Source organism: Streptomyces sp. Xyl84 (assembly GCF_059731885.1).
Genome location: NZ_AP029183.1, coordinates 269,857 through 288,653 on the forward strand (window position 1 = coordinate 269,857; position 18,797 = coordinate 288,653).

At 72.4% G+C, this 18,797-nt stretch carries 15 protein-coding genes; 10 read left to right on the forward strand and 5 right to left on the reverse strand.

Annotated features, from left to right (window positions below; genetic code table 11):
* Positions 1-46: 46 nt before the first annotated feature.
* Entirely contained in the window at positions 47-619 is a 573-nt protein-coding gene (locus AC6I72_RS32920) for a TetR/AcrR family transcriptional regulator (RefSeq protein WP_498005113.1), read from the reverse strand.
* 83 nt (positions 620-702) lie between these two features.
* Here AC6I72_RS32920 and AC6I72_RS32925 point away from each other — a divergent pair, with 83 nt between their 5' ends.
* The 3 genes from AC6I72_RS32925 (at position 703) to AC6I72_RS32935 (ending at position 2,924) form a co-directional block, all read left to right on the forward strand.
* On the forward strand, positions 703-1,623 hold the full coding sequence (locus AC6I72_RS32925) for an NADP-dependent oxidoreductase (protein WP_498005114.1): 921 nt from the start codon (positions 703-705) through the stop codon (positions 1,621-1,623).
* A 161-nt stretch (positions 1,624-1,784) separates the two neighbouring features.
* Complete coding sequence (locus tag AC6I72_RS32930; protein WP_498005115.1) at positions 1,785-2,195, forward strand: RidA family protein; 411 nt, start codon at positions 1,785-1,787, stop codon at positions 2,193-2,195.
* A 324-nt stretch (positions 2,196-2,519) separates the two neighbouring features.
* Positions 2,520-2,924 (forward strand): hypothetical protein, encoded by a 405-nt coding sequence (locus AC6I72_RS32935; protein ID WP_498005116.1) that lies wholly within the window; start codon positions 2,520-2,522, stop codon positions 2,922-2,924.
* A 368-nt stretch (positions 2,925-3,292) separates the two neighbouring features.
* On the opposite strand, the gene AC6I72_RS32940 is transcribed toward AC6I72_RS32935, so the two are convergent.
* On the reverse strand, positions 3,293-4,918 hold the full coding sequence (locus tag AC6I72_RS32940; protein WP_498005117.1) for a family 20 glycosylhydrolase: 1,626 nt from the start codon (positions 4,916-4,918) through the stop codon (positions 3,293-3,295).
* Positions 4,919-5,172: 254 nt separating this feature from the next.
* Between AC6I72_RS32940 and AC6I72_RS32945 the strand changes: the two genes are divergently transcribed.
* The gene (locus tag AC6I72_RS32945) at positions 5,173-6,486 is read left to right on the forward strand and encodes a glycoside hydrolase family 1 protein (protein ID WP_498005118.1); all 1,314 of its coding nucleotides are present in this window, start codon (positions 5,173-5,175) and stop codon (positions 6,484-6,486) included.
* 10 nt (positions 6,487-6,496) lie between these two features.
* Positions 6,497-7,075, forward strand: coding sequence for a TetR/AcrR family transcriptional regulator (locus AC6I72_RS32950; protein WP_392270381.1), 579 nt, complete (start codon positions 6,497-6,499; stop codon positions 7,073-7,075).
* Between the two features lie 318 nt (positions 7,076-7,393).
* On the opposite strand, the gene AC6I72_RS32955 is transcribed toward AC6I72_RS32950, so the two are convergent.
* Together AC6I72_RS32955 and AC6I72_RS32960 are read right to left on the reverse strand one after the other, a co-directional pair.
* On the reverse strand, positions 7,394-8,632 hold the full coding sequence (locus tag AC6I72_RS32955; protein WP_498005119.1) for a serine hydrolase domain-containing protein: 1,239 nt from the start codon (positions 8,630-8,632) through the stop codon (positions 7,394-7,396).
* A 1-nt stretch (position 8,633) separates the two neighbouring features.
* The gene (locus AC6I72_RS32960; protein WP_498005120.1) at positions 8,634-11,102 is read right to left on the reverse strand and encodes a glycoside hydrolase family 3 C-terminal domain-containing protein; all 2,469 of its coding nucleotides are present in this window, start codon (positions 11,100-11,102) and stop codon (positions 8,634-8,636) included.
* A 352-nt stretch (positions 11,103-11,454) separates the two neighbouring features.
* Here AC6I72_RS32960 and AC6I72_RS32965 point away from each other — a divergent pair, with 352 nt between their 5' ends.
* A complete protein-coding gene (locus AC6I72_RS32965) occupies positions 11,455-12,432 on the forward strand; it encodes an SGNH/GDSL hydrolase family protein (protein ID WP_498005121.1) in 978 nt (325 codons plus the stop codon).
* Here the strand turns inward: AC6I72_RS32965 and AC6I72_RS32970 are convergent.
* Entirely contained in the window at positions 12,422-13,081 is a 660-nt protein-coding gene (locus AC6I72_RS32970) for a TetR/AcrR family transcriptional regulator (protein WP_498005122.1), read from the reverse strand. The two genes, AC6I72_RS32965 and AC6I72_RS32970, sit on opposite strands and share 11 nt — an antisense overlap.
* Positions 13,082-13,446: 365 nt before the next feature.
* Here AC6I72_RS32970 and AC6I72_RS32975 point away from each other — a divergent pair, with 365 nt between their 5' ends.
* The 4 genes from AC6I72_RS32975 to AC6I72_RS32990 all read left to right on the forward strand — a co-directional run bounded on the left by AC6I72_RS32975 (position 13,447) and on the right by AC6I72_RS32990 (position 18,710).
* Complete coding sequence (locus tag AC6I72_RS32975) at positions 13,447-14,976, forward strand: ABC transporter substrate-binding protein (protein WP_498005123.1); 1,530 nt, start codon at positions 13,447-13,449, stop codon at positions 14,974-14,976.
* 73 nt (positions 14,977-15,049) lie between these two features.
* Complete coding sequence (locus AC6I72_RS32980; RefSeq protein ID WP_498005124.1) at positions 15,050-15,991, forward strand: ABC transporter permease; 942 nt, start codon at positions 15,050-15,052, stop codon at positions 15,989-15,991.
* Complete coding sequence (locus tag AC6I72_RS32985) at positions 15,988-17,862, forward strand: dipeptide/oligopeptide/nickel ABC transporter permease/ATP-binding protein (RefSeq protein WP_498005125.1); 1,875 nt, start codon at positions 15,988-15,990, stop codon at positions 17,860-17,862. The genes AC6I72_RS32980 and AC6I72_RS32985 overlap by 4 nt, the downstream gene beginning before the upstream one ends.
* On the forward strand, positions 17,859-18,710 hold the full coding sequence (locus AC6I72_RS32990; RefSeq protein WP_498005126.1) for an ATP-binding cassette domain-containing protein: 852 nt from the start codon (positions 17,859-17,861) through the stop codon (positions 18,708-18,710). The genes AC6I72_RS32985 and AC6I72_RS32990 overlap by 4 nt, the downstream gene beginning before the upstream one ends.
* Positions 18,711-18,797 lie beyond the last annotated feature (87 nt).

Genomic DNA, 18,797 nt, shown 5'->3' on the forward strand with positions numbered 1-18,797 from the left:
CCTCGGCACCATGATCCACCACCAGGATGATCTCTGAAGACGGACCCTAGTGGCCCAAGGCCCCGGCCGCGCGTACTTCGGCGAGCGCTTGCCGTGCCAGCCGGCCGAAACCCTCGGTGTTGTCGGTGGCGATCCACCGATCGTAGGCGATCTCCCAGACGAGGCTGCCCAGATTCGCGGCCACGCGCGCGCTCAGGCTCGGCACTCCACGGCGGTCGAGGGCCTCGATCATCGAGGCGGTGAGGTCGATCCGCTTCAGGGCTTCGCGCTCGCGCAGTTCCGTGTTGGCGTTCAGCACGGTCTGGCGCCGGCGGCTGAACTCGCGGCGTTCGACGGTGAAGAACGTGCGGCCGAGCGCATCGAGGGCGTCCGCCACGGCGTCGAGCGGCCCGGCCGTCGGCGGCGCGGAGGCGATGCCTTCGGTGAGCAGGCCGGTGATCGTGCCCCGGCCGAAGAGCACCTCGCGCTTGTCCGGGAAGTACCGGAAGAACGTGCTCTTGGTGAGCCCGGCGCGCTCGGCGATCTCGATCACGGTCGTGTTCTCGTAGCCGCGCTCCTCGAAGAGGTCGAGGGCGGCGGCGGCGAGTCGTCCTGGTGCGTCGGGTTGCCAGCGAGCCATGGGAGCAGTGTACGGGACTTGGTCCCATCACTGGTGTACGGTTCATGGGACCAAGTCCCATCACTGACCAGGAGAGGTCACCGATGAGCAGAGCTGTGCGTTACCGGCGCTTCGGCGGTCCCGAAGTTCTCGAAGTGCAGGAGATACCCGAGCCGCACGCCGCGCCGGACGAGGTCCGAGTCCGGGTCACGGCCGCCGGGCTGAACCCGATGGACTGGCAGATCTCCACGCAGCCCGACATGGCGGCGCGGTTCGGCATCACCTTGCCGGCCGGGTTCGGCAGCGACTTCGCCGGAGTGGTGGACGAGGCGGGCGCCGAAGCCACGGGATTCGCGATCGGCGACCGGGTGTACGGGGCCGCGATCGGCCGGTCCGTCGCCGACTTCGTGCTGGTCAAGGCAGCCGCGGGAACGCTCTGGCACACCCCGCAGGGTGTCGGCGACGAGGTGGCGGCCACGCTTCCGGTGTCCGGTCTGACGGCCGCCGCCGCGCTCGCCGCGCTCGGGCTCCGCCCCGGGGACACCGTCCTGATCGGCGGGGCTGCGGGCGGCGTGGGCATCTTCGCCGTGCAGCTCGCGAAGCTCGCGGGCGCCCGGGTGCTCGGCACCGCCTCCGGGGGCACGTTCGGATTCCTGCGCGGGCTGGGCGCCGAACCCGTGGCGTACGGTCCTGGACTGGCGGACCGGGTGCGGGACCTGGCGCCCGAGGGGATCACCGCCGCGACCGACCTGTTCGGAAGGGACGCGGCCGAGACCGCGCTCAAGCTCGGCGTGGCACCCGAGCGGATCACCGTCGTGGCCGACGGCCCCGCCCCGCCGCGCGGTGTGCGCAAGCTGGGCGCCCTAGACGCGGCCCCGGGCACCCTGGAACGGATCGCCGACGCGATCCGTTCCGGCGAGATCACGGTGCCGATCGCGGCGACCTTCCCGGTCGAGCGGATTCGCGAAGCCGTGACGACGCAGGCCGAGCGGCACGTCCACGGCAAAATCGTGATCGCGCTGTGAACCGGCACAAGGCGGACCGAGCGAGCGGCATTCAGTGGTGGTCCCGTGCCGGACCAGCGCCGGCCTTCAGTGCGCACTGCGCCCCTTCAGGTTGCTGCGGGGTGCCTGCCGCTGGGGAAATTGCGGTGCGCGCCGGCCCCACGCTAGGCAGACTCGCGGACATGACTGAGAAGATCACCCGCATCAACCCCGAGCAGCTGCATCAGACGCCCGGCTACCACCACATCACGGTGGTGGAGGCAGGGCGCACGGCCTACCTGGCGGGACAGTGCCCGCTTGACCGGAACGGCGATCTCGTCGGTGCCGGTTCCCTCGAGACGCAGGTCGACCAGGTGGTCGCGAACGCGCTCACTGCCCTGGCCGCGGCGAATGCCCAGCCACACCACGTGGTCCGGTCGGTGATCTACGTGCGCAGCGACGAGAGGGACGCTCTCGGAGCCGCATGGCGTCGGCTCACCGAGTCTGCCCTGGGCCCGGCGTTCACCACCGCCAGCACGCTCCTGGGCGTTGCCCAGCTCGGCTTTTCCGGACAGCTCGTCGAGGTGGACCTCACCGTGGCGCTGCCGGACTGACTTCGCACGGACCGCGAACTGGGTAGCCCGGCCGGACATTCACCGGACGCTGGGGCGGCCTTCGTCCGACCATGTGCTCCGACCAGAGTGCACGTGACCATGACGAAGGCCGTGAGGGTGAGTCTGCTGCCTGATGCTGCTGCAAGGGAAGCGTTCGCGGAAGTGTCACGCTTCCGGGGCGAGTTGTACGCGGGACCGTGCGGGGCGATGAGCTGTTCGAGCTGGCGGGACGCGGTGCTGTGTACACCCGGGCACCCCGCTGTGACGTCGGCAGAACCGTCTGCCGCGAGAAGACTCCCATCGCATGTCCGCGGGAAGGTGAGCATGTGCGTCTGCGCGTCGGGGAACCAGCGCAGGCAGCTGACCGTCTTCCCGGGCGTGCCCTCCGTTCTCATTCTCGGAGTCGATCCGAACACGGTGCCCGGTATGGACGGGGACGCCATCCGGGCGGGCCTCGACCAGGAGCTGGCGCGTTTTGGTGCCCATGCCATCGATGCCTCCATGACACTGATCTCAGTGGACGGGTCGGCAGAGCCCACGCTGATCGCGGCGCTGTCCGCACGCGAGTGGGACGTCGTCGTCATCGGCGGCGGGATTCGCAAGCCGGAGCCTCTCCTGCCGCTCTTCGAGCAGGTCGTGAACCTGGTCCGGCGATATGCGCCGAAGGCCGCGGTCGCGTTCAACACCAGCGGCGGAGACAGCGTCGAAGCGGCCGAACGGTGGCTGTGAGGGCGGACTGGGCCGGTCAGCCGTGCCCCGCCACGAGTCGGTCGCGATCCCGGCGGTCAGGTCGGCCGTGAGGGGCGAGCCGTCGCCTTCTTCGATGTCGTACCCCCGCGACGCACGACCCGGGCTACCGGATGCGCGTGCGCGTTTCCTACGTGAACGGCGCGTCGGGCGACACCGTCAACTCCACGACCAGCGGCGCCTGGAGGTACTTCTACTTCACCGGGTGAGGTGAGCGACGGCCGCCCCGCGGACGGATTCTCCGCGGGGCGGCCGTCGGTTCTCCGCCGCCGCCCGCCGGCTCGTACGGCTCCTGGAGGAGGCGTACGAGCCGGCTGGCGGAGCGGCTTCGGTCCGGTGTACGGGCCCGGTCACGGCCAGGGGATCTCCGTGGAGGCCAAGTAGGCCAGGCTCCTGTCCTGCCAGATCCGTGCGTGGCGGGCCAGGCGGGCCCGGTGGTCCGGCCAGGCCGGCGTCCGGCCGGTCCATGCGGTCTCCGCCACGGACGCGAGGCGCGGCAGCAGCAGCGTGGTCGCGTCGTCGAGTCCCTCGACGGACTCGCCGAAGAGCGTGGCCTCGATCCCGGCGATCCGCTCATCCGGGATCGCGTGGGCGGCCGGGTCCCATGCGGCGGCGTGCCGGACCCCGCGCGGCCGGTAGGTGGGGAATCCCAGGCGGGCGGCGGTCGCGGCCTGGTCGGGCGGCGTCACGTCCGGGGCGTAGGCACGATCCAGGTAGAGGTGGGACTGGGGGGACAGCAGGATGCGTCCGCCGCCCTCGACGACGCGGGCGACGTCGTGATCGGCGGGGGCGAAGAACGTCTTCATGGCCTTGATGAGCCCGGGGGTGAGTCCGGCCCTGAGCAGTTCGGGACGATGGCTCAGCTCCTCCTCCGTGTCGGGCAGGTCCATCATCGCCACGTCCACCCAGAACTGGACGACGGTGTCCTCGGTGACTCCCGCCCGTGAGGACTCCTGCCAGGCCAGCGGCCGTTTCCCGGACGCCTCGACCAGGGCGCGCAGTTCGCGGACCGCGAGGGCGAAGCTCTCCGCGGTCATCCCGACGGCCTCGTCCGCACCGATGTGCACGTAGGGACCGACGGTCAGCCGGCACACGTCGGCCAGGATCGCGGCCACGACGTCATGGGTCGCCGGGTCCGCCAGGTCGAGCGGCGGCACGAACGGGAAGCGGTCCGCCAGCTCTTCCGGGGCGGGCGCGGCCGGAAGTCCCGGCACGGCCTCGCGCAGGGCGGCGCAGTGGCCGGGCAGGTCGATCTCGGGGACGACGGTCACGAAGCGCTCCGCCGCGTACTCCTGCAGGTCGCGGTAGTCCTCGGTGGTGTAGAACGGGCGCACCGTGCCGTCGTCACCGGGGGCGGTCAGCCGGGGCTCGGCGGGGATGTGCAGCCGCCAGCCCTCGTTGTCCGTCAGGTGCAGGTGCAGCACGTTCAGTTTGTAGAGCGCCGCGAGGTCGACGAGGCGGCGCAGTTCGTCCGGGGTGAGGTGACCGCGCGCCGGATCGACCATGAGGCCGCGCCACGCGTAGTGCGGTGCGTCCGTCAGTTCCTGGGGCGGAAGGGTGCCGTCGGACGCGGTGAGCAGCTGGACGGCCGTGGTGGCGGCCCGGAAGACGCCCTCGGGGGTGGCGGCCCGGCATGTGATGCCGCGGTCGGTGACCGTGAGGCGGTGGGACTCGTCCACCGGTTCCGGCAGGCCGCGCGGGCTGATGCCCACAGGGGTGCGGTGCGGTGCGGGCGACGCCTCGTCCAGGTCGAGGGTGAGGGTCAGGGCGGCCGGACCGGCGTCCGCGGCGCTGTCGTCCGGGCCCGGTGGCAGCAGACGCTCGCCCAGGTGCGGTTCCAGCAGTGCGCGCACCGTCTCGGCGACGGCGGCGAGCCGGCCGTCGGGGGTGCGGATCCGCCACGGTCCGGCGACGGACAGGTCCCCGCCGCCGGCTGCCGCTGCCTGCCGCGCGGGACGGGGAATGACGGCGTTCATGGTCTCCTCCAACGGGCTGGTCCGGGACCTGTACCGGCCGCGTGGGCGAGCCGGGGCCAGGGGCCCGGCATCCGTGTCAGGGCGGCGCCGGGCCCCTGGTGCGGCGGGCCGTGTCCCCGCGGGAGGCCCTGTCGCCTCTTCCTGCCGGGCCGGGTCCGCCTGTACGCTAACACGAAAACCGATCAATGAACGCTTTTCACGGAGTCGTGTCCCGGCCGTCCGCCGCCCCGGCTCCCTGCGGAAGGAGTCTGTCCATGACCCCCTCGAACGAGCCCGGTCTCGTGCTGCCGGACGGCTTCCTGCTGGGTGCCTCCACCTCCGCCCACCAGGTCGAGGGGAACAACGTCTCCAGTGACTGGTGGGCCCTGGAGAACCGGCCGGGCAGCTTCGTCGCCGAGCGCAGCGGGGACGCGGCCGACAGCTTCCACCGCTGGCCGGAGGACATGCGGATGCTGAGTGAACTCGGCTTCAACGCCTACCGGTTCAGCATCGAGTGGGCGCGCATCGAACCCGAGCGCGGTCAGGTGTCCCGCGCGGCCGTCGCCCACTACCGCGCGATGGTGGACGGTGCCCTGGAACGGGGTCTCACCCCCGTGGTGACACTGCACCACTTCACCTCGCCGCGCTGGTTCAGCGAACTCGGGGGCTGGGCGTCACCGGATTCGAGTGAGCTCTTCGCGGCCTACGCTCAGACGGCCGGCGAGATCCTCGGCGCCGGCGTGCGTTACGCGGCCACCATCAACGAGCCGAACATGGTCGCGCTGATCCACACCCTGGTGCGCCGGGCCGCACGGCGCTCCGGCGGCACCGCCACGGGCTCTCCGTCCGCTCCCGCGGCCCCGGCTCAGGAACGCCAGGAAGGTGCCGCGGTCTTCGATCCCGGCGCGGTCGAACCGGACGCCGAGGTCACCCAGGCGCTGATCCGCGCCCACCGGGCCGCGTCCGCCGTCCTGAGATCGTCCGTTCCCGGACTGCAGGTGGGCTGGACGGTGGCCAACCAGGTCTACCACGCCGAGCCGGGAGCCGAGGACGTCACCGCCGCCTACGCCCGGCCGCGCGAGGACGTCTTCCTGGAGGCGGCCCGCGAGGACGACTGGGTCGGTGTGCAGGCGTACACCCGGCACCGCATCGGCCCCGACGGACCGCTGCCCGTGCCGACGGGCGCCGCCACCACGCTGACCGGCTGGGAGGTCTATCCGGAGGCCCTGGGCGAGGCGGTGCGGCACACGGCCCGAGTCGTCGGCCCGCACGTGCCCGTCCTGGTAACCGAGAACGGCATCGCCACCGGCGACGACGCCCTGCGGATCGCGTACACCACGGATGCCCTGGCAAGCCTGGCGGCGGCCATGCGCGACGGCGTCGACGTGCGCGGTTACCTGCACTGGAGCGCCCTGGACAACTACGAGTGGGGTTCCTACCGGCCGACGTTCGGACTCATCTCGGTCGACCCGCACACCTTCGCCCGCACGCCCAAGGAGTCGGCCCGCTGGCTGGGTTCGCTGGCCCGCGCCGGACGCATCCCCGGCGGACCGGCCACCGCCCCCGCCGGCGTCCCGGCCGCGGGTTAGGCTGGTCGGCATGGCGAAACGGGGTCCTTACGAGAAGGGCGAGGCGAAGCGCACCGAGATCCTGCACGCGGCTCTGGAGATCTTCGCGGCCGAAGGGTACCGGGGGACCTCGCTGCGCAAGGTCGCCGCCAGGTGCAATCTCAGCCTGCCCGGCCTGATGCACTACTTCGACTCCAAGGAAGACCTGCTGACGCAGGTGCTGCGGATGCGCGACGAGACGGCCCGCGTCCGGCAGGACGAGCGCACCAACCCCGAGAGTTACCGGGAGATCATCCGGGAGAGCGCCCGGACCCCCGGGCTGGTCGAGCTGTTCGTGTCCATGGCGGCGGCCGCCAGCGATCCCGGTCACCCGGCGCACGAGCACTTCGCCCAGCGCTATCCGGTCCTGCGGGACCGCGTCGCCGCCTTCGTCCAGAAGCGGATGGACGAAGGACGGATGACCACCGTGGTCCCCGCCGAACGCCTGGCGGTCCTGCTGCTGGCGGTGGCCGACGGCATCCAGTTGCAGTGGCTCATCGACCGGTCGGTGGACATGGAGCAGCCGATCGACGACATCATGCGGCTCCTCGCAGCGGAACCGAGCGCCTGACCGCGGAGAGGCGCAGGGGACGCGCGGCGCCCGGCCTGGTCCACCACGGGCGGGCGGCCGCGACGCCCGGGTGACATCCGGGTCGAGGGACAGCCGGGTCGGGTCGAAGGGCGGCCAGGTCGTGTCGAGAGGGGCGGTCGGGGGGAGCCGGGCCAGGCCGAGGGTGGCCGGGTCGGGTCCAGGAGCGGCACGGGGCGGGAGCCGGTCTCGTACCGGCTCCCGCCCCGTCCCTGCACCGTTCGCGGCCTGCCGCGCAGCGTCCGCCGTGCGAGTCGCCGTGCTGCCGTGGCCGATGCCAGTGCCGCGTGAGGAGCGACGTCAGGTCACGGCGGGGATGCCCGCCGCCTCCTTGACGGCCGCCGTCCACCGCGCCCAGCGCGGATCGGGTCCCGAGGACGGCTCCCAGGACATCGCCGTACAGACGTAGCCGACCGCGAGCCCGCTCTCCGGATGGGCCATGCCGAGCCGGCCGCCCGCTCCGGCGTGTCCCAAGGAGCCTTCGCCCAGCAGGGGTTCACCCGGGCGGGGCAGTTCGAAGCCGAGCCCGAAGCGCGACCGGTCCGGGCCGTCGACCCGGTCCAGGGGCGCTGGTGGCGGCAGGTGATCGGTGTGCGGAGTGCGTGCCCGGTCGAGGGTGGCCCGGGACAGCAGCCGTACCCCGTCGACCGGGCCGATGAGCGCAGCGTACAGCCGGGACAGCGAGCGGGCGTTGCCGATGCCCCCCGCGGCCGGAAACTCGCAGGCCCTGCCCTGTCGCGTGCCGAACGCCTCGACGACCGCGTGCAGTTCGGCCGCCGACGCCCGCAGCACGCCGGCCAGCCTGCCGTCCGGGGAGAGTCCGAGACCCGCGATCGCCGTCACGACCTGTTCGGCCGTGGGTGCGTCCCTGACGGCGAACTGGGGGACGAACCGGTGCTCCATCCGTTCCGGCAGCCCGATCCACAGGTCGAGTCCCAGCGGTCCGGCCACCTCCCGGGAGAAGAAGGAGCCGACACTCGTCCCCGACACCCGGCGCACGACCTCGCCGACCAGATGGCCGTAGGTGAGTGCGTGGTAGAGGCAGGCCGATCCGGGAACCCACACCGGTCGCATCGCCGCGAGGGCGCTGACGCGTGCCTCCCAGTCCAGGAGCCCCGGCATCCCGGCACCCGCGGGATCGTCGGTGAAGGCCGGCAGCCCGGCGCGGTGGGCGAGCAGGTCGGCCACCGTCGTGTCCGCCTTGCCCTGCGCCGCGAACTCCGGCCAGTACCGTGCGACGGGCGCGTCCAGGTCCAGGACGCCCCGTTCGCACAGCACATGGGCGCAGACGGCGACCATGGCCTTCGACACGGACATCAGCACGCCGATCCGGTCCGGCCCGAACGGTCGTGTCTCCGGCCGCGCCGCGGTGCCCGTGGACCACAGATCCACGACCAGCCGGCCGTGGTGATGGACGGCCAGCTGAGCGGCGCCCGGATCGTGCGCCTGTCCCCGGGCGAAGGCGTCCCGCACCCGCTCCCAGCCGGGTTGCACACTCCCGTCGACCGTCCCGGCCCCGGCCACCGCCCCGTTCGTCACGTCACTCCCCTGCCCCGTCCCGGCCGCCCTGGCCGCCCTGCCTGTCTTCGCCGCCTCGCCTTCCGCGGCCGTCCAGGCCGCCATGGCCGTCCTGGTCGTCCTGGCCGTCCTGGCCGTCCTGGCCGTGCGCTGCGGCGGCGACCATGGCGGCCAGTTCGGCCACCTCCTCGGGCGGTACGGGACTCTGCGGGAACTCCGAGATCACGTCGAGCGGAATCCCTGCGAGGAACCTGCGCATCACCGGATCGTCCATGGCGCCCGCTCCCGCCCCCCGCGGCCTGGCCCGGGCGAACCTCTCGCTCAGCAGCGGGCCGCCCACGGGGTGCGCGAGCCACTCCGCGAGCGTGCTGCGTCCGCTCAGACGCAGCCGGGAGGGGTCACCGGCGACGCTCACCTCGGCCGACAGGCGGATGTCACGCGAGGAGGAGCCCGCCTCGATGCGGTAGACACCGCCCTCCACCCGCCGGCGGCCCTCGCGTTCGCTGTAGTACGCGAGGTCGTCGCGCGCCAGCTCCACCACCACCTCGCAGCTCTCGCCGGGGGCCGGGGACACCGAGGCGAAGCCGCGCAGCTCCCTCGGCGGCCGGGCGACCACGGAGGCGGCCGGGCCGCTGCTGTAGATCTGGACGACCTCGCGTCCCGTGCGGTCCCCGGTGTTGGTGACGGTCAACGACACGGTGAACGCCGCGCCCTCTTCGTCCTGGACGACGCGCAGCCCGGAGTACGCGAACGTGGTGTACGACAACCCGTGGCCGAAGGGGTGGGCCACCTCGCTGCGGCGGGCGTCGTAGCCGCGGTATCCGACGAAGACGCCCTCCCCGTAGCGGACCCGGCCCTCCTCGCCCGGGAAGGAGAGGTGGCTGGGCGAGTCCTCCAGGCGCAGCGGGACGGTCTCGGCCAGCTTGCCCGAGGGATTGACCACGCCGAAGAGCACCCGGGCGAGCGCCCCGCCGCCGGCCTGGCCGAGCAGCCAGCCCTCGACCAGGGCGGGTACGGTCGCCTGCCAGGGCGCGGTGCGTACCACGCCGCCGTTGGACAGCACCACGCACACGCGCGGGTTGACGGCCCGGACCTTTTCCAGCAGGCGCAGTTGGACGGCGGGCAGGTCGATGTGGTCGCGGTCGAAGCCCTCCGACTCGTCCTGGGCGGGGAGGCCGAGGAAGAGCACCACGGTGTCGCTCGCGGCCGCCAGCCGTACGGCTTCGCCGGCCAGGGCCACCTCCGTGTCCGCGTTCGCGTCCGGGTGCGGGCCCGGGGCCGCGCTCCCGGCCGTGTCCGCCGCCGCGGCTCCCGGGAGCACGTAGCCGGCGGCGAAGTCCACCCGGGCGCCGCCGGAGAGGCGGCGCAGGCAGTCGAGGGGTGTGTCCAGGCGGGTCGGCGTCACCTGGGAACTGCCCGCGCCCTGGTAGCGCGGGGTGCGGGCCAGTTCACCGATGACCGCCACACTTCCCGACGCCGGATCGAGGGGCAGCAGCGCCGAGTCGTTCTTCAGGAGCACGATGCACCGGTCCGCGGCCTCTCCGGCGAGTCGGTGGTGCTCGTCGACGGGCACCGGGCGGCGGGTGGGCACCGCGCCGGCCGTGCGCCGGGCGAAGCGGACGAGCCGTTCCACCGCGGTGTCGAGCACCGCCTCGTCGAGGTCGCCGCCGGTCACCGCGGCGACGACCTGGCGGTCGGTGCGGCCGTCCGTGCCCGGCATCTGGAGGTCGAGTCCGGCGCGCAGCGCGGCGACCCGGTCGCGCACGGCTCCCCAGTCGGACATGACGATGCCCTCGAAGCCCCACTCGGTGCGCAGGATGTCCGTGAGCAGCCGGGTGTTCTCGGTCAGCGGGACGCCGTTGACGCCGTTGTAGGAGGCCATGACGGACCAGGGGCGGTCGCGGCGGACGATACGTTCGAAGGCCCGTAGATAGATCTCGCGCAGCGGACGCTCGTCGACGTCGGCGCTGACCCGCATGCGGTCGGTCTCCTGGTTGTTGGCGGCGTAGTGCTTGAGGGCCGCTCCGACGCCCGCCTCCTGCAGCCCGCGGACCATCGCGCCGCCCATCTCGGCCGACAGCAGGGGGTCTTCGGAGAAGTACTCGAAGTTGCGGCCGCACAGCGGCGACCGCTTGATGTTGACACCGGGCCCGAGCACGACGTGAATGCCGTGGGCGCGGGCCTCCGCGGCGATCGCGCCGGCGACGCGGTGGGCGAGCTGCGGATCCCAGCTGCTGCCGAGCGCGGTGGCGGGCGGGAAGCAGGTGGCGGGAGCGGCGCTGTGCAGGTCGAGCTGTCCGCCGTCGCCGCTCTCCCTCGGCAGCCGCAGCCCGTGCGGGCCGTCGGACAGGGCGACCGCCGGGATGCCGCAGGAGGCGACGGCGGTGGTGACGAAGTCACCGGCACCGCTGGTCAGAGCCGCCTTCTCGGCGAGGGTGAGCTGCGGCGGCGCCGGATCCTGGGCCGCGGGCGGTGGGGTGTGGTGGGTCATTCGGCGCACCTGTCGAGGTCTCGTGAGGCGGGGTGGGACCGGGCCGCTGCTTCCGGGCGGCCGCGACGGGCCGCTCGCTGACGGTGTGTGAAGGACTTCCGGGCCGGTGCGGGTGAGCCGCGTCGACGGCCGGATGATCTAAAAACCATAAATTGATCGGTTTTCACTGTCAAGAACTGTCTACCGGCGAGTAAGGGGCGGGTCCCGTCGGTCGATTCAGCTCCGCGCAACCTATTGACGAGCAGAAACCGATCAACTTACGGTTTTCGCGCTCGAGCCGCGCCGCTCCGGGACAGCGTCCTGATCCCGCCGCCGCGCCTCCTTCCGCTCGCCGATGAAACGAGGACCGGACATGTCCCCAGCCAGTCAGCCGTCCGCCCCGCCCGCCGCGGGACACACGTCGCGCACCGCGGCCCCGCACGGCACCGGCACCACCCGCAGGGCACTGCTGCGCACCGGCGTCGCAACCGCGGCGGCCGTCGCCGTACTGGCCGGCGCGACGGCGGCCGCCACCGCGGCCCCCGCACCGGAGCACCCTGCCCGGCGCACCGCCCAGCGCGCCGCCGGCGAGGTGCGGTACGTCGCGCTCGGGGACTCCTACAGTTCCGGCCTGGGCATCCCCGAGCAGACCGACTCCCTCTGCGGGCGCTCCTCGAACAACTACCCGTCGCTGGTGGCGCGTGCCGTCGGCGCGACGTCGTTCACCGACGTGACCTGCGCCGGAGCCGACACCAGCGACATGACGGGCCGCCAGGACTCGGCGCCGCCGCAACTCGACGCCCTGCGCCCCGACACCACCCTGGTCACCCTGGGCATCGGCGGCAACGACCTGGACCTGGGCGGCGTGATCACGCGCTGTGTGCTCCTCGGGTACCTGGCGCCGAACGGCTCCCCCTGCAAGCAGAGCTACACCCTGCTCGGCACCGACGAGATCGGTTCCCGCATCAACACCACGGCACCCAGGATCGACGCGGTCCTCGCGGAGATCCACGCCCGGTCCCCGCGCGCGAAGGTGCTGCTGGTGGGCTACCCGGCCCTGTTCCCCGACGACGGCACCGCGTGCCGGGAGACGGTCGCGCTCGCCACGGGGGACTTCCCCTGGGTCCGGGACAAGGAGAAGCAGCTCGACACGATGCTCGCGCAGCAGGCCAACGTGTACGACGCCACCTACGTCGACGCCTACCGGCCCTCGGTCGGGCACGACGTGTGCAAGCCCGCGGGCGTGCGCTGGATCGAACCCGGCGACTCCGCGGAAGCCGCCGGGTTCCACCCCAACGCGGCCGGGCACCGGAGTACGGCCGATGCGGTGCTCGCGTCGCTCACGCGCTGACGCCGGCCTGCCCTGCGCCGCCTTCGGGGTCGAGTCCCAGCCGGCACAGGAAGTCGCGCACCAGTTCCTCCATCGCCACGGCGTCCGGCTCCATCAGCCACTGCGTCTGCAGACCGTCCATCAGCGCCAGCAACTGCCGTGCCATGACCGCCGGGTCGCCCTGGACGCGCGGGGCGGCCTCGGCCCGCAGGGCCTCGATGAGCACGGTCATCTCCTCCCGGAGGATGCGGTAGCGCTCCCGGAAGTAGTGGTGCGCGGGGTGCTGGGGGTCGGTGGCCTCCGCGGAGAGTTTCGTGTAGAGCGCGACGAGTCCCGGAGTCCGGCTGTTGCGCGCCACCAGGCCGACCAGCAGGCGCAGCCGTTCCCCCGGACCCGGCTCGGGGGTGCCCGGGTGGACGATGCCGGGGAAGACCGACTGCGCGTCGATCCTGTCGCGGCGGCCGAGCACCTCGATCAGCAGGGACTCCTTGCCCGGAAAGTGGTGCAGCACCCCGGCGTGCGTCAGCCCCGCGTGCGCGGCGATGTCGCGCAGCGACACGGCGTTGAAGCCGGAACGGGAGAACAGTTCGGTCGCGGAGTCGAGAATGCGGGCCCGTGTGCGTTCGCCCTTCGACGGGCGTCGCGGAACACTCTCGGGTCGTTCGCTCAACTCTGCGGCCTCCTGCCGTCGTCCGACCGGCGCCCGCCGCACGGCGGGAGCGCGTCCCCGCCTCGGCGGGTCGTCACAGGCAGCCTGCCACGGTTCCCGCCGGTGCGGGCCGTCCGGTGCGGCGGCCGGCCGCCGCACCGGACGAGGCCGATCGCCGCCGGCCGGCGGCCATGGCATCGGCCGGCGGTCACCTGCACCGGCCACCGCCCGCTGCCCGCTGCCCGCTGCCGACCGGCCGACAGCCGCCGCAACGCCCCTGGTCAACTCCATCCCGAAAAACCTACCAAGTGGTTAATTCCACGGGTAAGCTCACCGCCAATCTCGCCCGGGACGCCCTCCCCGGCCCTCCAGACGGAGCGAATCTCATGAGCAGAAACACCCGAAGCGGGGCCGTCGCCGCATGCGCGGCGGCGTCCCTCGCCCTCGCGGGATGCACCGGCTCCGGCACCGGGAGCGCCGACTCCTCCACGCTGAACATCGCGACCCTGACCTTCCCGCAGAGTCTCGACCCCACGCAGGCGGTCGGCAGTGCCCTGCCGTTCTTCCAGGCCACGTACGACACGCTCGTCAAGCGGGAGCCGGACGGCACCTTCAGCCCGATGCTCGCCACCTCCTGGAAGTACAACGCCGACCACACCGAACTCGCCCTGACCCTGCGCAAGGACGTGAAGTTCGCCGACGGCACGGCCTTCGACGCGGCGGCGGTCAAAGCCAACATGGAGCGCTTCAAGAAGGGCGGCGGCGCCGACGCGAAGTGGCTGAACGGCCTGGAGTCGGTGGACGTCACCGACGCCGCGCACGTCACGCTGAGACTCAGGCAGGCCGACCCCGCCATGCTGTTCTACCTGAGCGACGCGGCCGGCCTGATGGCCAACCCGGCGAAGTTCGCGAAGACCGACAGCCTCAAGACGACCCCCGACGGCACCGGCCCCTACCGTCTCGTCAAGGCACGGACGACGATCGGCACCAAGTGGGTCTACCAGCGCAACGACGACTACTGGGGCAAGCGACTGCCCTACGCGAACCTCACGATCAGCTTCTTCGACAACGAGACGGCGATCGTCAACGGCCTCAAGACCGGGCAGGTGAACGCCGCCCTCCTGCAGACCGCCGACCAGCAGATCAGCGTCGAGTCCGATCCCAGGATGAAGACGGCGAAGCAGGAGTTCGACTTCCAGGGGCTGCTGCTCTTCGACCGCGACGGGAAGCTGACCCCGGCCCTGAAGGATCCCCGCGTCCGCCAGGCACTGAACTACGCGGTCGACCGCGCGGCCATGCTCCACGCCATCCGCCAGGACCGCGGTCAGGTCACCGACCAGGTCTTCGGCCCCGGCACCCAGGGGTACGACAGACGGCTGGACACGTACTACTCCCACGACCCGGCCAGAGCACGTGAGTTGCTCAAGGAAGCGGGTTACGCCGGTGGCTTCACCCTGAAGCTGCCGCGCATCGCCGCCATCGTCAACGACGCGCTCGCGTCGTCGCTGGCCACCGACTTCAAGGCCATCGGCGTCAAGCTGGTCTGGGACGACCTCGACGGCGGCTCGGCGGTCCGGAAGGTGTTCACCGACCGTGCGTACTCGGGCCTCGTCATGAACATCGGCCAGTCCGCGTCCGACTGGGTCGTCGTCAACGAACTGGTCACCCCCGGCGCCTTCAACATGTTCGGCACCACCGACCCCACCGTGCGCGAGCTGATCACGCGGATCCAGACCGGCAGCGGCGAGCAGGCGAAGCAGGCCGCACGGGCCCTGGACGAACACCTCGTGAAGGCGGGCTGGTTCGTCCCCTTCTACCGGATGACCTACCTGCACGTCTCGGACGGCACGGTGAAGATCACCCCGCAGTCCGGCATGGCCGTCCCCTCGATCTACAACTACACCCCCGTCAAGTGAGTCCGCGCAGGGGGGCGGTCGGGCCAGAACCCGCGCGACCGCTCCCGGCGGCCGGTCACGGATACCGAGTGCCATGCTGAAGTTCATCGCCCGCAGGATCGCGGCGGGGGCCCTGCTCCTGGTCGTCCTGTCGTTCCTCTCCTACCTGCTGCTGTCGGTCGCGGACGTGGACGTCGGCCGCCAGCTCCTCGGCCAGAGCGCCGACCAGGCGGCCGTGGACGCCAAGAACGCCTCGCTGGGCCTGGACCGGCCGGTCCTCGCCCAGTACGCCGACTGGCTTGCCCACGCCGCACGAGGTGACCTCGGCACCTCCTGGTTCACCAGCGAGGACGTCGGTGAGGCCGTCGCGGGCCGGCTGCCGGTCACCGTGAGCCTGATGCTGGGCGTCACGCTCGTCACGACCGTCGTGTCGTTCCTGCTCGGCGTCTGGGCGGGAGTCCGGCGCGGCGCCGTGGACCGCTTCGTCCAGATCCTGGGCGTCGTCGGCTACGCACTTCCCGGCTTCCTCGTCACCCTGGTCATCGTGCTGGTCTTCGCGGTCCGCCTCGGCTGGTTCCCCGCCATCGGATACACCGCGTTCACCCAGTCCCCCGGCGGCTGGCTGTCCACCATCACGCTGCCGGTCCTGTCCCTGTCGGTGGCCTCCGTGGCGGGCGTCTCCCAGCAGGTGCGCGGCGCCGTGATCGGCGTACTACGCCAGGACTACGTCCGTACCCTGCGCGCCCGCGGCCTGCCCGCCTCCCGGATCGTGTTCCGGCACGTCCTGCGCAACGCCTCGGCGCCGGCGCTGTCCGTCCTCGGCATGCAGTTCGTGGGCCTGCTCGGCGGAGCCGTACTGGTGGAGCAGATCTTCGGGCTCCCCGGCATAGGCAGCATGACCGTCACCTACACCACCCGCGGCGACATCCCCGTGATCATGGCGCTCGTCATGCTCAGCGTGGCCGGCGTCGTCCTGATCAACCTCCTGGTCGACATCCTGATCGGCTGGCTCGACCCGAAGGCGAGGGCCGCATGAGCGAGCACCTTCCCGCCGACCCGTCCGCGGCGGCCCGCACCGGGCTCCCCGGCCCGGCCGCCGGGCCCGCCGGCGCACCACCGGCTCGCCGCACGGGCACCGTCCGACGTCTGCTGCGGCACCCGCTCGGCGCCCTCTCCGCCACCGTGCTGCTGCTCCTGGTCGCGGCCGTGTGCCTGGCACCCCTGCTCTCCCCGCAGGGCCCCGAGGTCTCCTCGCTCGGCGACGCCTTCGCCACACCCAGCGGCGCGCACCCGCTGGGCATGGACTCCGCCGGCCGCGACATCCTCTCCCGCATCCTCTACGGCGGGCGCAACACCCTCGGCGGAGCCCTGATCGCCCTCGGGGTCGCTCTCGTCCTCGGCGTGCCGTCCGGTCTGTACGCGGGCTACCGCGGCGGCTGGTTCGACTCCCTCACCAACTGGGTCGTCGACCTCGTCATGGCCCTGCCCGCCATGGTGGTGCTGCTCGCCTCCCGTGCCATCCTCGGCCCCCGCGTGTGGGCCCTGATGACGGTGCTCGGCGTGCTCGCGGCGCCGAGTTTCTTCCGCCTCGTGCGCGGCGTCGTCGCGGGCGTACGCGGAGCGCTCTACGTCGACGCCGCGAAGGTCTCGGGCCTGTCCGACGCCCGCATCGTCGCCCGGCACATTCTCATCGTCGTGCGCGGCCCCGTCATCATCCAGGTGGCCCTCGTCACCGGCATCGCCATCGGGCTCCAGGCCGGGCTGGAATTCCTGGGGGTCGGCAGCGGATCGGCCGCGACCTGGGGCGCGATGCTCAACGAAGCGTTCCAGAACATCCAGCGCGCGCCGCTGCTGATGCTGTGGCCGGGTCTCGCTCTCGGACTGACCAACGGCTGCCTCGTCCTGCTCGCCGGGGCGCTGCGCGACGTCCTGGAGGACCGGGGCGCCGAAACGGCCGCGCCCCGCCGGACCCGTTACCGCGCCGCCCCCACACCCCCTGCCGCCGCCTCTGCCGTTGCCGCCGCCGCTGCGAAGGAGTCGCCCGCCGACCGCTCCAGCAGCTCCGACCGTTCCGGGCTGCTCTCGGTGCGCGGCCTCACCGTCGCCTACGCCCGGCCGGACGGCACCCGCAAGGAGGTCGTGCACGGCGTCGACCTCGACGTCCGCGCCGGTGAGATCGTGGGCCTGGTCGGTGAGTCCGGCTCCGGCAAGACGCAGACCGCCTTCTCCGTGCTGGGCATCCTGCCGGACGGCGGAGCGGTCAGCGGCGGAAGCATCACCGTCAAGGGACGGGAGGTCACCGGCCTGCCCGAACGCGCCTACCGCGCCCTGCGGGGCGGCACGGTGGCCTACGTCCCCCAGGAACCCATGAGCAACCTGGACCCCGCCTTCACCGTCGGCAGCCAGCTCATGGAGCCCATGCGGCACGTCCTCGGCATCTCCCGCCGGGAAGCGGCCGGCCGCGCCGCCGACCTGCTGCGCATGGTGGAGATCCCCCACCCCGAGCGCACCCTGCGTCTTTACCCCCACGAGGTCTCCGGAGGCATGGCCCAGCGCGTCCTCATCGCCGGCGCGATGTCCTGCGACCCCGAACTCCTCATCGCCGACGAGCCCACCACCGCGCTCGACGTACGCGTCCAGGCGGAGGTCCTCGACCTGCTGCGCCGCCTGCAGAAGGACCGCGGTCTGGGCGTGCTCCTGGTCACGCACGATCTCGGCGTCGTCGCGGACCTGTGCGACCGCGTCGCCGTGATGAACGCCGGCCGGATCGTGGAGACCGGCAGCACCGAAGAGGTTCTCCACGCGCCCCGCGACCCCTACACCCGGACCCTGCTCGGGGCCGTGCTCGACGAGGCCCCGCCCAGGGCCCCCTGGCGGGCCCGAGAGACAAGGAGCGCCACCGCATGACCGCGACCGAAGCCGCCACCTCGGCGGACGCCCTGCTCCAGGTGCGGGATCTGCGGGTCTCCTTCCGCGGCAAGGGCCGGCGTGCTCCGCGCACGGAGGTGCTCAAGGGTGTCTCGTTCGACATCCGGCCGGGCGAGACGCTCGGCCTGGTCGGCGAGTCCGGCTCGGGCAAGACGACCATCGGCCGCGCGGTCCTCGGGCTGGTCCCGGTCCGGTCGGGCACCATCACCTTCGCCGGGGAACGCATCGACCAGGCCCCTGCCGCCCGCCGCCGTCAGCTGAGCCGCGACCTCCAGGTCGTCTTCCAGGACCCTTACACCTCGCTGAACCCCTCCCTCACCGTCGGCGACACCCTCGCCGAGCCCCTGCTCGGCCACGGCATCGGCGCCAAGGAGGCTCGCGGCCGGGTCGGTGAGCTGCTCGCCCGTGTCCACCTCCCCGCCGACGCGGCGGCGCGCCTGCCCCGCGAGTTCTCCGGCGGGCAGCGCCAGCGCGTCGCCATCGCCCGCGCGCTGGCCCTGCGGCCCCGGCTCGTGATCTGTGACGAGCCGGTGTCCGCCCTCGACCTCACGACCCGGCGAACAGTTCTCGATCTGCTCCTGGAGATCCAGGAAGAGACCGGGATCGCCTACCTCTTCGTCACCCACGACCTGTCGGTCGTGCGCTTCATGAGCCACCGGGTCGCGGTGATCCACCGCGGGGACATCGTGGAAGCAGGCGACGCCCGCACCGTCACCACCGCACCGCAGCACGACTACACCCGGGCGCTGATGCTCTCCGCGCCGGTGGCGGATGTCGCCGAGCAGCGTCGGCGCAGGCAGACCGCGCGGGGACCGCTCATCCCCTGACGGCAGGGGCTGCCGTCAGGGGGTGAGCCGGGAAGCCAAGGGTGACGGGGGCGGGTACGGCGTACTTAGAGCTGCGAACAAAAGTGG

Coding starts and splice junctions, on each gene's coding strand:
- AC6I72_RS32990 (WP_498005126.1), top strand. CDS start 17,859: ATGACCGCGACCGAAGCCGCCACCTCGGCGGACGCCCTGCTCCAGGTG.
- AC6I72_RS32960 (WP_498005120.1), bottom strand. CDS start 11,102: ATGACCCACCACACCCCACCGCCCGCGGCCCAGGATCCGGCGCCGCCG.
- AC6I72_RS32965 (WP_498005121.1), top strand. CDS start 11,455: ATGTCCCCAGCCAGTCAGCCGTCCGCCCCGCCCGCCGCGGGACACACG.
- AC6I72_RS32925 (WP_498005114.1), top strand. CDS start 703: ATGAGCAGAGCTGTGCGTTACCGGCGCTTCGGCGGTCCCGAAGTTCTC.
- AC6I72_RS32950 (WP_392270381.1), top strand. CDS start 6,497: ATGGCGAAACGGGGTCCTTACGAGAAGGGCGAGGCGAAGCGCACCGAG.
- AC6I72_RS32920 (WP_498005113.1), bottom strand. CDS start 619: ATGGCTCGCTGGCAACCCGACGCACCAGGACGACTCGCCGCCGCCGCC.
- AC6I72_RS32975 (WP_498005123.1), top strand. CDS start 13,447: ATGAGCAGAAACACCCGAAGCGGGGCCGTCGCCGCATGCGCGGCGGCG.
- AC6I72_RS32940 (WP_498005117.1), bottom strand. CDS start 4,918: ATGAACGCCGTCATTCCCCGTCCCGCGCGGCAGGCAGCGGCAGCCGGC.
- AC6I72_RS32985 (WP_498005125.1), top strand. CDS start 15,988: ATGAGCGAGCACCTTCCCGCCGACCCGTCCGCGGCGGCCCGCACCGGG.
- AC6I72_RS32980 (WP_498005124.1), top strand. CDS start 15,050: ATGCTGAAGTTCATCGCCCGCAGGATCGCGGCGGGGGCCCTGCTCCTG.
- AC6I72_RS32930 (WP_498005115.1), top strand. CDS start 1,785: ATGACTGAGAAGATCACCCGCATCAACCCCGAGCAGCTGCATCAGACG.
- AC6I72_RS32945 (WP_498005118.1), top strand. CDS start 5,173: ATGACCCCCTCGAACGAGCCCGGTCTCGTGCTGCCGGACGGCTTCCTG.
- AC6I72_RS32935 (WP_498005116.1), top strand. CDS start 2,520: ATGTGCGTCTGCGCGTCGGGGAACCAGCGCAGGCAGCTGACCGTCTTC.